This is a genomic window from Thermodesulfobacteriota bacterium (assembly GCA_040753795.1).
In the GTDB taxonomy this organism is placed as follows: Bacteria; Desulfobacterota; Desulfobacteria; order Desulfobacterales; family Desulfosudaceae; genus JBFMDX01.
Genome location: JBFMDX010000023.1, coordinates 50,816 through 65,800, shown reverse-complemented (window position 1 = coordinate 65,800; position 14,985 = coordinate 50,816). Strand labels below are relative to the sequence as shown.

The 14,985-nt window shown below is 54.1% G+C and carries 9 protein-coding genes; 3 read left to right on the top strand and 6 right to left on the bottom strand.

Features of this window, described 5'->3' with window-relative positions; all coding sequences use genetic code 11:
• Window positions 1-12: 12 nt before the first annotated feature.
• The 3 genes from glgP to AB1724_18440 form a co-directional block, all read right to left on the bottom strand.
• The gene (gene glgP, locus AB1724_18450) at window positions 13-2,562 is read right to left on the bottom strand and encodes an alpha-glucan family phosphorylase (protein MEW6079794.1); all 2,550 of its coding nucleotides are present in this window, start codon (window positions 2,560-2,562) and stop codon (window positions 13-15) included.
• Window positions 2,563-2,622: 60 nt separating this feature from the next.
• Window positions 2,623-2,931, bottom strand: a complete 309-nt coding sequence (locus AB1724_18445) for an isoamylase early set domain-containing protein (protein MEW6079793.1) — start codon at window positions 2,929-2,931, stop codon at window positions 2,623-2,625.
• Window positions 2,932-3,451: 520 nt separating this feature from the next.
• Window positions 3,452-4,087, bottom strand: coding sequence for a hypothetical protein (locus AB1724_18440; GenBank protein ID MEW6079792.1), 636 nt, complete (start codon window positions 4,085-4,087; stop codon window positions 3,452-3,454).
• Between the two features lie 356 nt (window positions 4,088-4,443).
• Here AB1724_18440 and AB1724_18435 point away from each other — a divergent pair, with 356 nt between their 5' ends.
• On the top strand, window positions 4,444-6,999 hold the full coding sequence (locus AB1724_18435; GenBank protein MEW6079791.1) for a penicillin acylase family protein: 2,556 nt from the start codon (window positions 4,444-4,446) through the stop codon (window positions 6,997-6,999).
• 275 nt (window positions 7,000-7,274) lie between these two features.
• Here AB1724_18435 and AB1724_18430 read toward each other — a convergent pair whose 3' ends face one another.
• Entirely contained in the window at window positions 7,275-8,456 is a 1,182-nt protein-coding gene (locus AB1724_18430; GenBank protein MEW6079790.1) for a DUF362 domain-containing protein, read from the bottom strand.
• Between the two features lie 436 nt (window positions 8,457-8,892).
• On the opposite strand from AB1724_18430, the gene AB1724_18425 reads away from it, so the two are divergent.
• Complete coding sequence (locus tag AB1724_18425; protein MEW6079789.1) at window positions 8,893-10,692, top strand: response regulator; 1,800 nt, start codon at window positions 8,893-8,895, stop codon at window positions 10,690-10,692.
• On the opposite strand, the gene AB1724_18420 is transcribed toward AB1724_18425, so the two are convergent.
• Window positions 10,689-12,239, bottom strand: a complete 1,551-nt coding sequence (locus AB1724_18420; GenBank protein MEW6079788.1) for a B12-binding domain-containing radical SAM protein — start codon at window positions 12,237-12,239, stop codon at window positions 10,689-10,691. The two genes, AB1724_18425 and AB1724_18420, sit on opposite strands and share 4 nt — an antisense overlap.
• A 592-nt stretch (window positions 12,240-12,831) precedes the next feature.
• Between AB1724_18420 and AB1724_18415 the strand changes: the two genes are divergently transcribed.
• Complete coding sequence (locus tag AB1724_18415; protein MEW6079787.1) at window positions 12,832-14,031, top strand: DUF4382 domain-containing protein; 1,200 nt, start codon at window positions 12,832-12,834, stop codon at window positions 14,029-14,031.
• Window positions 14,032-14,085: 54 nt separating this feature from the next.
• Here the strand turns inward: AB1724_18415 and AB1724_18410 are convergent, their stop codons facing one another.
• Entirely contained in the window at window positions 14,086-14,607 is a 522-nt protein-coding gene (locus AB1724_18410; GenBank protein ID MEW6079786.1) for a flavin reductase family protein, read from the bottom strand.
• Window positions 14,608-14,985: the final 378 nt, after the last annotated feature.

The following is a 14,985-nucleotide window of genomic DNA, read 5'->3' as shown; positions in this document are numbered from 1 at the left end:
CACTTAACTCTTTCACGCCCAGGTCATCAGGCCGGGACTGAAACGGATAAAATCATCCCCCCTCGGGATTACCCTGACCGTGAATCCGAAACGGCCGGGAAGGTTGCAGGGCAGATCACAGCCGTAACGATAGACGCCTTCCCCCAGGTTCTCCACCACGTTCATCGGTTCGATATTGCCATTGGCGATGGTATCCACGGTTTTAACCGAACCGTAATAAAGCTCGACGCTCACGGCATCGGGCGACAAATCCGCCAGGTGGACGACGGCTTCCACGGGAAAGGCCTGACCGACCTTGAACGGACCGCTCTCCTTGCGCACCGGCTGGCTGATGGTAATCTTTCCCCATTGCGTGCGGAGACACTGGTGCAAATCCTTCAGGCAGACAGCAGCGGCGGCGCTGTCCCGGGTTAATTCCTGATACCGGTTCCTGGCCGGTTCATAAAAAAAGCTGTTATAGGCATCGATCATGCGGTGGGCGCAGAAATGTTCAGCGGCCATTTTCATGGAGGCTTTCATCTTCTGCAGCCACCGGACGGGCAGCCCACCCCCCTGTCTTTCGTAAAAGCAGGGGATAACGTCGTTTTCCAGAATATTGTAGAGCGCCTGACTCTCCACCGCGTCCTGATAGCTGTGGTCGTCATACTCTTCGCCGTCACCGATGGCCCAGCCGGTTTCCATGGAATAGCCCTCGGCCCACCAGCCGTCCAGAACGCTTACGTTCAGCACGCCGTTGGCCGCGGCTTTCATCCCGGACGTGCCGCAGGCCTCATAGGGGCGTCGGGGGGTATTGAGCCAGACGTCCGCTCCCTGTACCAGGTGCCGGGCGATGTTGATATCATAATCTTCCAGAAAGATCACCCGGTGACGGAACTCCGTATGCCTGGCCACTTTCACGATCTGCTGGATCAGGGCCTTGCCTTCATTATCCCGGGGATGGGCCTTGCCGGAAAAAATAAACTGAACCGGATGGTCTTTGGATTTTAAAATCGCTTCCAGACGGTCCATGTCCCGGAGCAGCAGGGTGGCCCGTTTATAGGTTGCAAAACGCCTGGCAAACGCGATGGTGAGCACGCCCTGGTCCAGCACCGTCTCCGCTTCTTTCATCACCGATTTGGGCGCGTTGCGACGGCCGTACTGCATGACGATCTGTCTCCGGCAGGAGCGGATCAGCCGGGTCCGGCTCATCTCATGGGCCCGCCACAGTTCCTCGTCATAAATATCGTCAATACGCCGGAAGGCGTTCTCATGCATGCCGAGATGCCAGTCCGGACCGATGTATCGCTCAAAAAGCTGGGCGTTCTCTATGGATATCCAGGACGGGATATGGGCGCCGTTGGTAATATGACGGATGGGGATCTCCTCTTCCGGACAACCGGGCCAGATATGGGCCCACATCCGCCGGGCGACGCTTCCGTGCAGGGCGCTGACGCCGTTGCGATACTGGGCCAGACGCAGTCCCAGGATAAACATGGAAAAGGGGCTGTTCTCCCCTCCGTTGATCTGTCCCCAGCGGATCAGGGCGTCAACGGAGATGCCGAAGGGTTGCTCGAACTGGGCCAGGTAAGGCCGGACAAAATCCGGCGGAAATTCGTCATGGCCGGCCGGGACCGGGGTATGGGTGGTAAAGATGGTGGTCCGGGCATTGATTTCAATGGCCGTCTGCAGGTCGACCCCATGCCGGACAATGATCTGCCGCAGGCGTTCCAGGGTGGCAAAGGCGCAATGGCCCTCGTTCATGTGGCACACCACGGGGCTGATGCCCATGGCTTCCAGGGCCCGCATGCCGCCGATGCCGAGCACGACTTCCTGGGCCAGACGGACCCGGCCGTCGGAGCGATAAAGACGGGAGTTGACATCCCGGATATACTGGCTGTTTTCAATCAGATTGGTATCCAGCAGATACAGGGGAACCCGGCCGACCTTGATCTTCCAGACGGTCAGCTTGATGTCACCGTCCGGGCCGGGAATGGATAACCGGACCTCCCTGCCTTCCTTGTCGGTCGCCCGTTTCATGGGCAGATGAAAGATATCGATCTCGGGAAAACTCTCCTGCTGCCACCCATCGTGGTTGAGATACTGGTTGAAATAACCGCTGCGGTAAAAAAGACCGATACCGACAATGGGCAGTTTCATGTCCGAGGCGGCTTTCAGGTGGTCTCCGGCCAGGATACCCAGCCCGCCGGCAAACTGGGGAATGCTTTCATGGATGCCGAATTCCATGGAAAAATAAGCGACGGCGTCGTTCTCCAGGCGATCGGCTTCGGAGCGGTTTTCATCCACCGGGTCCAGCACCTGTTCCTGATACTGCTCCCGGATTCTGTTCAGGTGGGCCAGAAATCCCTCATCCTCGGCCAGTTCGCGCATTCGCTCCCGGCTGATCAAGGTGGAAAAAATGATCGGGTTGCGGCCGGAGGCGTCCCATTTTCTGGGATCGATCCGGCGGAAAAGATCGATAGCATCCATGTTCCAGCACCACCACAGGTTCCGCGCCAGAACCTCCAGAAACTTCAAAGACGGCGGCACATCCGGAAAAACCTGAAATGTCTGCAAAAAACTCATAAGTCCACACCTTCAAACCAGTTCTTACCCGGATGATTTATCGTCCCTGAAAGATCCGGTTTAAACGATCACAACGGAATTTTCGCAATTTCCGTATTCACTTCTGACATATTTATCAGCTTCCCAGTCATTTTCCCATACTTTTTCATCCATCAGGTAGCGGAACTGATATTCCCGACCGGTTTTTAGCTCAAGCGTAACGGAAAACGCACCGGCTTTATTCCGCTTCATGGGGTGATCCTTGATGCTCCAGTGGTTGAAATCGCCGACAATGCTGATGGATGTGGCCCCCATGGCCGCTTCCCTGGGAACCTGAAATGTCACCTTGCACAACGTTTTGTTCTTATTGTACTTCTTTTTCATGCTCATGATGCCCTCCTGATCTTTCCAGTAAAAAGATTGAACATCCCCCCGATTGAAACCGACCGGCGCGACTATCGTCGCCCCCGGACCGGATCAACTTATCCCCGCGGCGGATTAACTGTCGCCACGGGGTATCTTCTCATAATGAGCAAATATGATGCCATGCCAACTGACCGGCATTCCAGCAAATAACATAACAATAACAAATAATTACTTTTTTACTTCCATGGGAAAAACGCGGCGCCGGACCGGAAGACGGAAATCGTGCTGAAAATTTTTACAACCTGTTAGCGCCCCGCCATTCGCGCGACCCTGTTACGGAAACAAAAGCACCCCGATCGGTCCATGAACGATCACATTCAACCGCTCAATTATTTTCATATTATTAATATCAAGATAAAAAACGATTACCTTTTGACGGATCAGACGGTAACGATGGCCGATCTTCCCGGGAAATGATTTTTATTCAGTGAGTTGGACGGATACCGACTGATTGGGCTTATTATGAAACAAATCCATCCGATGATCAAGAGATAAAAGGGGAGGAGGACTGACTCGCGTCTCGTTTTTTTCTCAGACTGACGAGTCCGGGGCTTTTATGCAGATACATCAGGGGAGAATCGCACCCCCGGTCCATGAAAAATTTTTCCAGGGTCTCAAAAAGAACCGGCCGGTCAGGCCAGGTGAATCGCTTTTTCGATTCCTCAAAATCCTTCCACCGGGCCAGTGCTTCCGGCCGGGTATTAAAAACCTTGTTTTCCGCTTCGTCGCAGAGAAAAAATTCGCAGACAACGGGTTTGATTTTCCACAGGCAACCGGTTTGGGTCAGATAGATGCATTTGAAATCAAATTCCGGATGACGGACGGCCTGTTCCATAAGGTCGATTTCCGCGGAATCGGAAACCAGCATATGGATAACCATATCGGCAAAGAAGGTGATGATGCCGTCACGGGAGCAGCAGGCGGACAGGCGGCTCTGATAGCATTTCTCCGTGCAGACGCCGGCAAAATGCCTGGAATGGAATTCCGCTACTTCCCGGCGGAACGTTAGATAATCCGCCGTTTCCCCGACAATAGCGTCTTTTGTCGCGGTGCTCATCGTTTCGAGCTGCCGCCGGATCGATTGCAATGATTCCAGTTGTTCGATCTGATAGGCGTTCATGCCGCTCTTCCTTCCGGTTACGGTCCGTCATGATCATCATCACAGACCGCCACGACATTACCTGCCCGCCGGTTTCAAAGTCAAGGGAAGGTTTCTGTGAGGCCGTTTCCGGTGGCCAGAAAAGAATTGACACATCCCGGGCGCCTTGTTAAAAATTAAAGGTCACCTCTAAAAATTCGAATTTTGGCTTGAGTTCAAGGCGCGCGAAAATGTTAACCGGAGGAATACTTAACAGTATTTCGAGGATTAAAATTTGAGCGCAACGCCGAAATCGAGCCAAAAGGCAATTTTTAGAGGTGGCCTATAATCATCAGGGCATTTTATTTTCATATCCACCTCATGCCAAGGAGAACATCATGCGGCGTCATTTTCGCGGTCACGGTTCGTTTGCTTTTCCCTCGCTCGTTATCGTTGCGACCTTCCTCTGTTTGCTGTGCGGCTGCACATCGTCCCTGGACAGCCTGTTCGGGAAAACCCTGCCGCCGGATGAGGGCGTTCAGAAGATTCCGGGCATTGCGGAAAAAGTGACCGTAAAAAGAGACAACATGGGCGTCCCTTTTATCGACGCGGCCAGTCTGGAGGATCTGATCGTGGCCATGGGCTACATCAGCGCCTGCGACCGTTTCGCCCAGATGGAAGGGTTCCGGCTGGTAGGCCAGGGCCGCCTGTCGGAAATGGCCGGTCAGGCCGCCGTGGAAATGGACATTTATCTGCGGGCCATGGGCGTCAACAAGGCGGCGGAGATCATTTTAAATTCGGCCTCCGCGGATCTCCGCCATTTTCTTAAGCTTTACAGCGACGGCGTCAACGCCTATCTGGACAACAACCCCCTGCCCATGATGGTCCGGGTTACCGGCCACAAGCCGGAGAAGTGGGAACCGATTGATTCCATCTCCGTGTTTCTCGTCCTGACCCTGGGCCTGGCCCAGAACCTCCATGAAGAAATCGGCATTTTAAACCTGGCGCAGAAAATCAGCCCGGAAAAACTGGCCTGGCTGACCCCCATCTATCCCGACGAACCCCTTCCCTTTACGGAAATGAAAAAACTGGAAGGACTTGACCTGACCACCGCGGCCGCGGATCTTGAGAACATCTTCTCGGTGATCTGCCGGACCAACAAACTGGTGGTGCCGGCGGCGGCCGCTTCCAACAACTGGGTGGTGTCGGGCAGACTCACCAAATCGGGCAAACCCATCCTGGCCAATGACACCCATCTGCCGCTGGTCATGCCCTCTTTCTGGCACCTGATGAAGCTCCGCTGCCCGACGCTGGAAGGCGCCGGCGTTGCCCTGGCCGGCGTGCCGGGGATCATCGCCGGGTACAACGGCCATATCGCGGCCGGCATGACCATGGTCATGGCTGACAACCAGGACGTGTTTCTGGAAAAACTCCAGCAGAAAGACGACGGGCTCTATTACCTTTATAAAGGCGACTGGATCAAAACAGCGACCCGCGATGAAGTCATCAAGGTCAAAGGCGGCAAAGACGTTTCCGTCACGGTCCATGAAACCGTTCACGGGCCCCTCATGAACCGGATACTGGCCAAAGACCCCCGGCACCTGCTGGTGCCCATGCCGACGGATCAGGCCCTGGGCATCGCCGTGAGCTGGGCGGCTTTTGAACCGGACCGGACCATGGACGTGTTTTTCAATATCATGCGGGCCACATCCGTCGACGGCATCCTCACCTGGACCGCTTCCAGCCGGACCATCATCCCCCTGAACCTGGTCATGGCCGACGAAAAAGATATCGCCTGGCAGGTTACGGGCCGGTTCCCGGTCAGAAAGGGCGGCCGGGGGCTGTGCCCCTCACCGGGATGGACGGGCGAGTATGACTGGGAGGGATTTCTCAACCCCTCGCTTCACCCGGTCGTGAAAAACCCGGAAGAAGGCTTTATCGGCACCGCCAACAACCGGACCGTCCCGGCGGACTTTACCTATACCCTGTCCTCCTCATGGTATTACCCGGACCGGGCCGGACGAATTCGTCAGTTGATCGAAAAAAGCGGCACGGAATTTACCGCTGAAACCGCGCGGGCCATGCAGGCGGATACGTTTTCGCCCTTTGTCGGGTATATCAAGCAGGCACTCCTGGATGAAACCACCCTGGAGAAGATGAAATCCGCCTGGAGCGGTGAGAAAGATAAAACCAGGGCGGAAGCCGGCCTGAAGGTACTCCGGGAATTCAACGGCTTTATGAACGTTGATTCCGCCGGCGCGGCCTTCTGCGGCGCCTTCATGTCCTGTTTGAGCAAAAACCTGTTCGCCGATGAATGCGGCGGGACCGACACCCTGGCCTGGAAATCCCTGGCGGAAATCTTCCTCATGGCCTATTCGGCCCATCATGACCACTTGTCCGGCCGATGCCAGACCAGTCCCTTCTGGGATGATGTCACCACCACCGTGGTGGAGCAGCGCCATGAAATCCTGGCCAGGACGGTACTGGACGCGATTGACCTGCTGGAAGAAAAATGCGGCCCGGAACCTGAATACTGGCAATGGGGAAAGATGCACCATTACGAATGGCTGACGGACGCCTCCCGGCTCGCGCCCCACATGGGCTTTCTGGATAGACTGGGGATGAAAATCATGTCCGGATATATTGACCGCGGCCCTTTCCCGGCCCCCGGCGACCATACCACCCTGAATGTCTCCGGCTACCATCCCGGCAGAGATTTCGACACCTGGCTTATCCCGGCCATGCGCATCATTGTCGATTTCGGCAGCGAGGAGCCCATGGTCGGGATCAACAGTTCAGGGCAGTCGGACAACCCCGCCAGCCCCCACTATGACGACGGGATCTTCGCCTGGATGAAGGGCGAATATCAGAATTTTCCCTTCCAGGAGAAGAACATTGAAAAGCAGTACACCAAAACCCTGCTGCTGACGCCGGAGCCCTGCCAGGGCAACTGATAAAAATTTTTAACAGTCCCAAGAAGCCGTTTTCTGAAAAAAAGGGTAACCCTGCTGTTGACGGGTTACCCTTTTTCATGTCCATCCTGCGGTTAGTCAAAACAAAAACAGGCATTCTCGACAGCGTTATAATCGTCAGCGCAAAGACAATGCGGACAGAAGAACTAAACCATCCCCCCAATACATCTCAACTTCTCAACGCGCTCAACGCCGCCCTTCACCCTTCACCCTTCACCCTTCACCCTTCACCATTCACCATTCACCTTGAACCTTTTTTAATCATGCCCAGGAAGTTCTATATCAGGGTACTTGAGGAAAAGACCGGAAAATCCGGCCGATGTGGCTTTCAACGCCTGCTGCGGGCAGCACTCCACGCAGCACAGGCAACTGACGCACTTTTCCGGATGAAAGACCGGTGTCTCCTTCTTTTGCCAGGATATGGCATGATTGGGGCAGATATTGAAACAGTCGCCGCACATGACGCACTTTTCCCGGTCGGCAAAAGCCGGCATTCGGCGCATGTACTTGTAAGCCAGGGTGCGGACCAGAAAATTATTCAGCAGGCTGGCCGTGGTGGTGGAAATGATCCCCGCCTTGCGTTTGAAGCGGACTTCGTCAATGGACCTGCCGACGATTTCGATATCCTCCAGCCGGGTGACGCCCAGTGATCGCTCATGGCATGACCGCAGATGCGGAACGGCCCTGACCCCGTCAATTCGTCCGATGGCCAGCATGACCATGTCCACGGCAGCCTCGTCATAACCGGCCAGGACCAGGTTGGTTTTACGCATGAACCCGTTGGCGGGCCCGCCCGGCCCTTCCATGAATTTGCGGGCGTCCATGACCACCAGCCGTTTTTTCCCCAGGCTGAGAAAGGTCTGATAATTGTCGGCCAGCACGGCGCCGAACTCGGACGGATTACGGCCGTACAGATGGCACCGGGCTTTTTCCCCGCCGGGAATGATGCCCCAGTAGTTCTTGACCGCGCCGGTATATCCGGCTTCCACATGGGATTTCGGACGGCAGAGATTGACGACGCAGTCGGCCTCCGTCACCGGCCGAGCGATATGGGATTTTTTCATGAGCTGAGCGTTTTTATTCTCAACCAGAACGCCGCCGGCTTCAAATTCCGCGTAGGCGAGGCCTTCGGCTTCCATCACGGAATCCAGCCCGACCGCCTGCATGACGCTTCTGGCCCGGTGCCGGAACTGTCCCGGCGAATCGCCCAGATGCAGGTTGGTGTTACGCTGTTTGACATACCGCACCACTGCCGCCAGGAAATCGCCTTCGGTACAGGCATTCTTTATTTTCATCAGCAGGTTGGGTTTGATCAGGATCCGGTCATCAGGCGTGATGTATGCTTCGGCTTTGATCAGGGTCAAGGCGGCGGCAACCGCCTCGTCAATACCGGTATAGTCATCGGTCCGGACAACTGCCACAATGGTCTTGTACCCCATGGTCTCCCTCCTTTTTTTTGATGAGCATGATCCCGGAAAATCAGAATGGTGAAGGCGGTAATACAGACGGTTTCGGATACCGCCTTTTCCGCGCACCATACCACGTCATCTTTTTAAAATTCAATCATTATCGCGCCCTGAACCTTACACCTTAAACCCTGCACCTTATACCCTGCACCTTAAACCTTGAACCTTAAGGCCACCTCTAAAAATTAGAATTTTGGTTCGAGTTCAAGGCGCGCGAAAATTTTAACCGCAGGAATACATGGAAGTATTTCGAGGATTAAAATTTGAGCGCAACACAGAAATCGGGCCAAAAGGCAATTTTTAGAGGTGGCCTTAAACCTTACAAACATTGACTTATCCTCCCCTTTAAGATAAGTAAACGAACAGGGGGAGTTTTTTTCGGGTTCTTTTTTCAATCAAGTGACATGGCATGAAAAATTTTCTGGAAAAGTGGTACAGCCAGGCACTGACGGCTTATGCCGGATCAGACCTCGACCGCCAGTTGAAGGCCCGGTTTTTCTTAACGCTGTGCCTGTCCATACTGGCCGTGATTGTTGTCCTGGCTGTTGTTGTCGCGGTTATTCAGCGTCAGATAATGGGGTATGTTCTTACTCCCGTCACCCTGGCCACGATGGCGAGTTTTATCGGCGTTTCCGTCTGCATTTTTCTGTTAATACGCGGCCGTTTTTTTCTTGCCACGCATCTGTTTGTGATCATCATTATTATTGCGGTCTGGCTGGTGATTATTTTCGATCCGGGTGTTCCCGTCGTCCGGTTAAACTCTTTTATCTTTATTGTCTGCCTCATGGGGCTGATGCCGCTGATCATCCACAGGAAGAAATCCGTCATTATATTCTACGGGCTGATCAATATCGGTTTTCTTTTCGGGTTTATCTATTTCTTCCGGCAGGAATTACCGATTCCGGATTATGCCGTTGTTGACTTTCTGTCCGACAATTCCCTGGCGTTAATTATCGCCTGCTGTGTCGCTTCCGCGGTTTTCTCCATTAACGACCAGGCCATCAAGCGGGCCAAAGCGGAAATTGAAGAGCGCAAACAGGGGGAGGAAATCAGGGCCCGGCTCGAAGCCCAGCTCCATCAGGCCCAGAAGATGGAGGCCATCGGCCAGCTGGCGGGCGGCGTGGCCCATGATTTTAACAATATGCTGTCGGTCGTCATCGGCAACACGGAACTGGTCCTGATGAAACAGCCGCTGGATGATGAGGCCAGAGAACAATTGAGCACCATCCGCAACACCGTCACCCGGTCCGCCAGGCTGATACGGCAATTGCTGGCCTTTGCCAGAAGACAGACCGTCGTACCGGAAACGCTCGACATCAATGAAACCGTTTCCGATATGCTGCCCATGCTCTATCCGCTCATCGGGGAAAACATTACCCTGCAATGGATGCCCGGAGAGAACATCGGCTATATCATGATTGACCCGTCCCAGATCGACCAGGTCCTGACGAACCTGCTGGTCAATGCCCGGGATGCCATCGGCAACGTCGGCCGGGTGACCATTGAAACCCGGAACATCGTCCTGGATCAGCCATATGACGACACATTCCCGGATGACATCAAACCCGGTCTTTATGTCCTGTTGACCATCAGCGACACCGGCTGCGGCATGAGCCAGGAGGTCTGCGAGCAGATTTTCGAACCTTTCTTTTCCACCAAAAAAGGAATGGGCACCGGACTGGGGCTGGCCACGGTCTACGGGATCGTCCGCCAGAACAGCGGCATCATCACGGTTTACAGCGAGCCCGGGCTGGGGACGACCTTTAAAATCTATTTTCCGGTGGTCGAAAGCCGGGAAATCCCCGAAAAACTGAACAATGAATCCAGCGCTATTATTCCCAAGGGGCACGAAACCATCCTGATGGTCGAGGATGACCAGGCCATTCTCAAGTTCGGCACCACCGTTCTGGAACAACTGGGATATACCGTGCTGGCCGCTTCCTTTCCGGAAAAGGCGCTTGATCTGATACAATCCGGAGAACATTCCATCGATCTGCTGCTGACCGACGTGATCATGCCCGGGATGAACGGCCGTGAACTGGCGCAGCGCATCCGGGAAATGATGCCGGGCATCAGCTGCCTTTACATTTCCGGATATACAGCCGATGTACTGGGTAAAGCGGAACTGACGGAAAAAGGGACCGGCTTTTTATCCAAGCCGTTTACCATCCGGGAGCTGGCGGAAAAAGTCAGGGAGGCGCTGGGTTAAACGGCGCCCGATTGCAGCTTACCGAAAAAAAGATCCAGCAGCTCCTCATCCATATCCGGGACCGGCACTATTTCCCTGCCGCCGCGATTCCGCGATTCCGTGTACAACCGCCGTTCGCGAATTGATTTCGCGATCAGCGTCCGGTCCGCGTCGGTCCGCCGTTCCGATTTCATCAGATTGACCAGGCGGCTCAGCCGGAAGGCCGTGACCAGTTCCCGGGTGGTCAGGGATCCGTTCCAGGGATAGGCGGATGATCCCGCGCACCGGCAGGGATCAATTCCGTCAAAAAAAGATTTGTCCTGATAATCCGGGATGCCCGGAACGGGATAAAACAGGGAGATCCCCACCCGGGTCTCCTGCCCGGCAAGGTACGCCAGAGTCGCCGCCACCTTCTCCCGGGTGTCGTTTTTCAAACCGCAGATAAAGTAGGTGATACAGGGAAGGTTGTTGCGCTTCAGGGTGGCGGTAATGGTCTCGTAAAGCTGCCGACTGGCCGACCTGTTTTCACGATCAAGCAGTTTTTCGTCGGTGCTGACCATGGAAAGGTTGAACTGTCTGAAGCCGGACCGGATCAACCGGTCCAGCAGGTCGGGTGTGATCAGCGTATAGTCAATGCCGTTTTCAGCCAGAAAACCGGCCTCCGGGAACACGGCCCTGAAACGGTCCAGCACCGAAAAAAAATACGCGGGATCGCAGAGGAAATTATCATCTTCAAAGTTGATATAAACCGGTTTCCCGCGTGTCTCCCGGGCAATTTTCATTCCGGCCAGGGTCGCCTCGATGGTTGCCGGCGGGATGGTACGAAACTGCCTGCCGTGAGAAATGAAGTTGGAACAGAAGCGGCATTTTTTGGGGCATCCCCGGCTGAGGGTTGTTGAAAAGTAAACCGCGGCGGTGGTTTCCATCGTCTTTTTGAGAGTAAAGGCGATTTCTCCCGGAAGCGTCTGTCGGGTACCGGACGGGGCGGTGATCAGCCCGTCGCTGTTTTTCCAAAACAGATTGGCAATCCGGCTGAAGTCACGCGAACCTGAGGCAATGGTTTCCAGAAAGTCCGGCAGAAAGACTTCCGCTTCTCCGGTAAAGGCGTAATCAACAGCCGGATGACGGATAAAATATTCAGGATGGGCACTGACCCCGGCGCCGCCGCAGGCAATCACAGGGCGCGGATCGGCCTTTCGCAATTTGGCGGCGAGATCGACGGCGGCGCTGGCGTAACAGAAGGCAAAACAGGAAATCAATATCAGATCAGGGGCATCAGCCAGTACCTGCCTGACGCAGTCTTCAGGCGCGGGACCGAATCGTTGATAGCGGGTAAAAAACGAGAGCTGGCCGGTCTCGCCTTCCATCAGATAGGGTTTCAGATAACCCAGGGCGGAAGGGAGATCCTGGTTTACGCCTTTTTTCGATTCCAGCGGGAAATTCAACAACCGGGTCTGCCAGCCTTTGGCTTGCAGAAGTTTACACAGGATTTCCGCGCCCAGACCGGCGGAGCGATGGGGGGTGAAGTAAAAATCGTATACCGGCGGGATAAGAACGACTGCTTTCAAACTTGATAGCCTTTCAAACGCGTTTTTAACTTTTTGGCCACCTCTAAAAATTGCCTTTTGGCTCGATTTCGGCGTTGCGCTCAAATTTTAATCCTCGAAATACTTCAATGTATTCCTCCGGTTAAAATTTTCGCGCGCCTTGACCTCGAACCAAAATTCTAATTTTTAGAGATGGCCTTTTGCTTTCGTTATCCGGCGAGGATGTTCTTTCCGGATATATCAAAAAATTACCATGAGAACGGCCCCCGCTCAACAACAAACCCTCTTCTTTCGGGGGTGCCATGACCCCAGATGACGGGCCCGGTCGTTCAGGTCAAAGGCCGTGGTCGAAGCACATTATTCCTATCGCCCCGGATGAGGGGATATCCGGAAAAAGTTGACTCCCGAATCCGGTCTGATATTATAGGGCACCTCTAAAAATTGCTTTTTGGCTCGATCTCGGCGTTGCGCTCAAATTTTAATCCTCGAAATACTTCAATGTATTCCTCCGGTTAAAATTTTCGCGCGCCTTGACCTCGAACCAAAATTCTAATTTTTAGAGATACCCTATATATAAAGGATGGGTTCATTGAATTTAAAAAGGGAGGTCGTCATGAAAAACCATTACCATTATTTCCGGATTCTCCCCGTACTGTTCCTGTGCCTGCTGCTGTCCGCCTGCGGCGGCGGTGGCGGCGGATCGTCCGATGGCGGGATCGGGACCATGTCCTTATATCTTACCGATGCCGCTACCGAGGAATACAGCGCTGTTTATGTCACCATCGATGAAGTCCAGGTCCACCAGGGAGACGCGGATGGAGAAGCCGACGAAGGCGGCGAGTGGACCACCGTGGCGGTCCCGGAAACAACTTACAACCTGCTGGAACTGGTCAACGGCGTCATGGAACAGCTCGGCCTGACGAACCTCCCGGCCGGGGTCTACACCCAGGTCCGCCTCTATCTGGGGGATACCCCGGACACCGGCCGGAACATCCTCAACGGTTCCCATCCCTTCGCCAATTACGTGATCGACACGGATGATAACGAGGTGCACGAACTGAAAGTGCCCAGCGCCTATCAGTCCGGCATAAAACTGGTGCACGAATTTGAAGTCTTGTCCGGCCGAACGATTGAACTGATCCTGGATTTTGACGCCTCCGCTTCGGTTTTCAAAGCCGGCCAGAGCGATCAGTACATTCTCAAACCCGTCATCAAAATCGTTGACACCGCCGGCAACGCCATCGTCAGCGGGACGGTAACCGGCCCGAACAACACCGAGGGCATAAGGGTTTCGGCCCAGACATTTCATCCGGCGGCGACAGATGATAAAGACCGGGTTCAGATCGCCGCCTCCACGCTCACTGATGAAGACGGGCGCTATTCCATGTATCTGGAAGAGGGTGAAGAATATACCGTCGTGGCTTACGCCCCGGGTTATTCCCCGGCATGCGATACCTTCCGGGCAGAGGCCGGGTCCGCCTACACGCAGAATTTCGTGCTCCAGGCCGCCTCGACTGGAATTATTGCGGGGACTGTGCTGATAACCGGCGGAGATCAATACGCCGGCGCCACCCTCAGCTTCCGAATGGAGCGTCAGTGCGGTGAAGGGCTCCGGGAGATGGAAGTCGACGCGGTCAATGTTTCAAACGGAATGAATAACGGGAACAATATCGCCGCCGGTGAATACGACCTGACCCTGCCCGTGGACACCTATAAGCTGGTAGCCGGTTCACCGGGGAGAACGACCCAGGTGGAAGATGCGATCGTACTGATACCGGGGAGAACGACGACCGTGAATGTCATATTCCCCTGATCCGTGCAGACGCCGCGGAAAACCAGCCTTTTCAGCTGATAAGACGGGTATGCATCACTTCGTCACGGAATTGTAAGTCGGCGCGTTAGCGGACGTTTTCCCTTTCAGGTAGTGATGATAATAGGTGTAGGTCAGGGGGTTCCCCTCCTTGAAGAATCCGGTGTTGACCACGTCACCGATGAAAATGGTATGCGTGCCGACATCCACGTCGTTGATCACGCTGGCCTCGGCCCACGACAGAATATGATCGTTTAGAATCGGGCATCCGTTTTTTCCGGTGCTGAAGGCAAGGCCCTTGAATTTATCAATGTCGCGCCCTGATCGGAACCCGAAAGGCCCGAGAAACTGCAGGGAAACGTTCTCTTCCACGACGCAGGCGGCAAAAACCCGGCTCTTCATGATAAATTCATGGGTCAGGTTCTTTTTATTGATGATCACGCCGATGCGGGGCGGGTCCGATGTGACCTGAATGACCGTGTTCACCAGTTGACCGTTCAGCCGCTCGCCATCACATGCTGTGACGATATACAACCCATAGCTCAAATCCTTAAAGACTCTCTTGTCCAGATCCGGCATTTTCTCTCTCCTTTCCATACCTGTGTTAAGGGCATCTCTAAAAATTGCCTTTTCAGAAATACCCTTTAGGAATAAAGGCCCTGAATATATCCTGTAACTGAAAATTCGTAAAACGCATATTTCCTTTTTTGGTAAACAATATAGGAAGAAACGCCCGGCCTCAATCTTTAAGTTGTCTTCTCTTTACCGGCCGCTGCCAACATCCGTTTTGATTTAAGGTCTTCCCGATGTTCATGAATAAATACCGGCCAACCGAAATGCGGACGGTCTTGTCCACAAGAAATGATCTTCACAGTTACTTCCCAATAATTAACAACGATAAAATATTGTTTAATTTTTTTTCTTGACTGAGCGGTCTAATAAAGGCTATAAAGAATC

Coding starts and splice junctions, on each gene's coding strand:
- AB1724_18425 (MEW6079789.1), top strand. CDS start 8,893: ATGAAAAATTTTCTGGAAAAGTGGTACAGCCAGGCACTGACGGCTTAT.
- glgP (MEW6079794.1), bottom strand. CDS start 2,562: ATGAGTTTTTTGCAGACATTTCAGGTTTTTCCGGATGTGCCGCCGTCT.
- AB1724_18410 (MEW6079786.1), bottom strand. CDS start 14,607: ATGCCGGATCTGGACAAGAGAGTCTTTAAGGATTTGAGCTATGGGTTG.
- AB1724_18415 (MEW6079787.1), top strand. CDS start 12,832: ATGAAAAACCATTACCATTATTTCCGGATTCTCCCCGTACTGTTCCTG.
- AB1724_18445 (MEW6079793.1), bottom strand. CDS start 2,931: ATGAGCATGAAAAAGAAGTACAATAAGAACAAAACGTTGTGCAAGGTG.
- AB1724_18435 (MEW6079791.1), top strand. CDS start 4,444: ATGCGGCGTCATTTTCGCGGTCACGGTTCGTTTGCTTTTCCCTCGCTC.
- AB1724_18440 (MEW6079792.1), bottom strand. CDS start 4,087: ATGAACGCCTATCAGATCGAACAACTGGAATCATTGCAATCGATCCGG.
- AB1724_18430 (MEW6079790.1), bottom strand. CDS start 8,456: ATGGGGTACAAGACCATTGTGGCAGTTGTCCGGACCGATGACTATACC.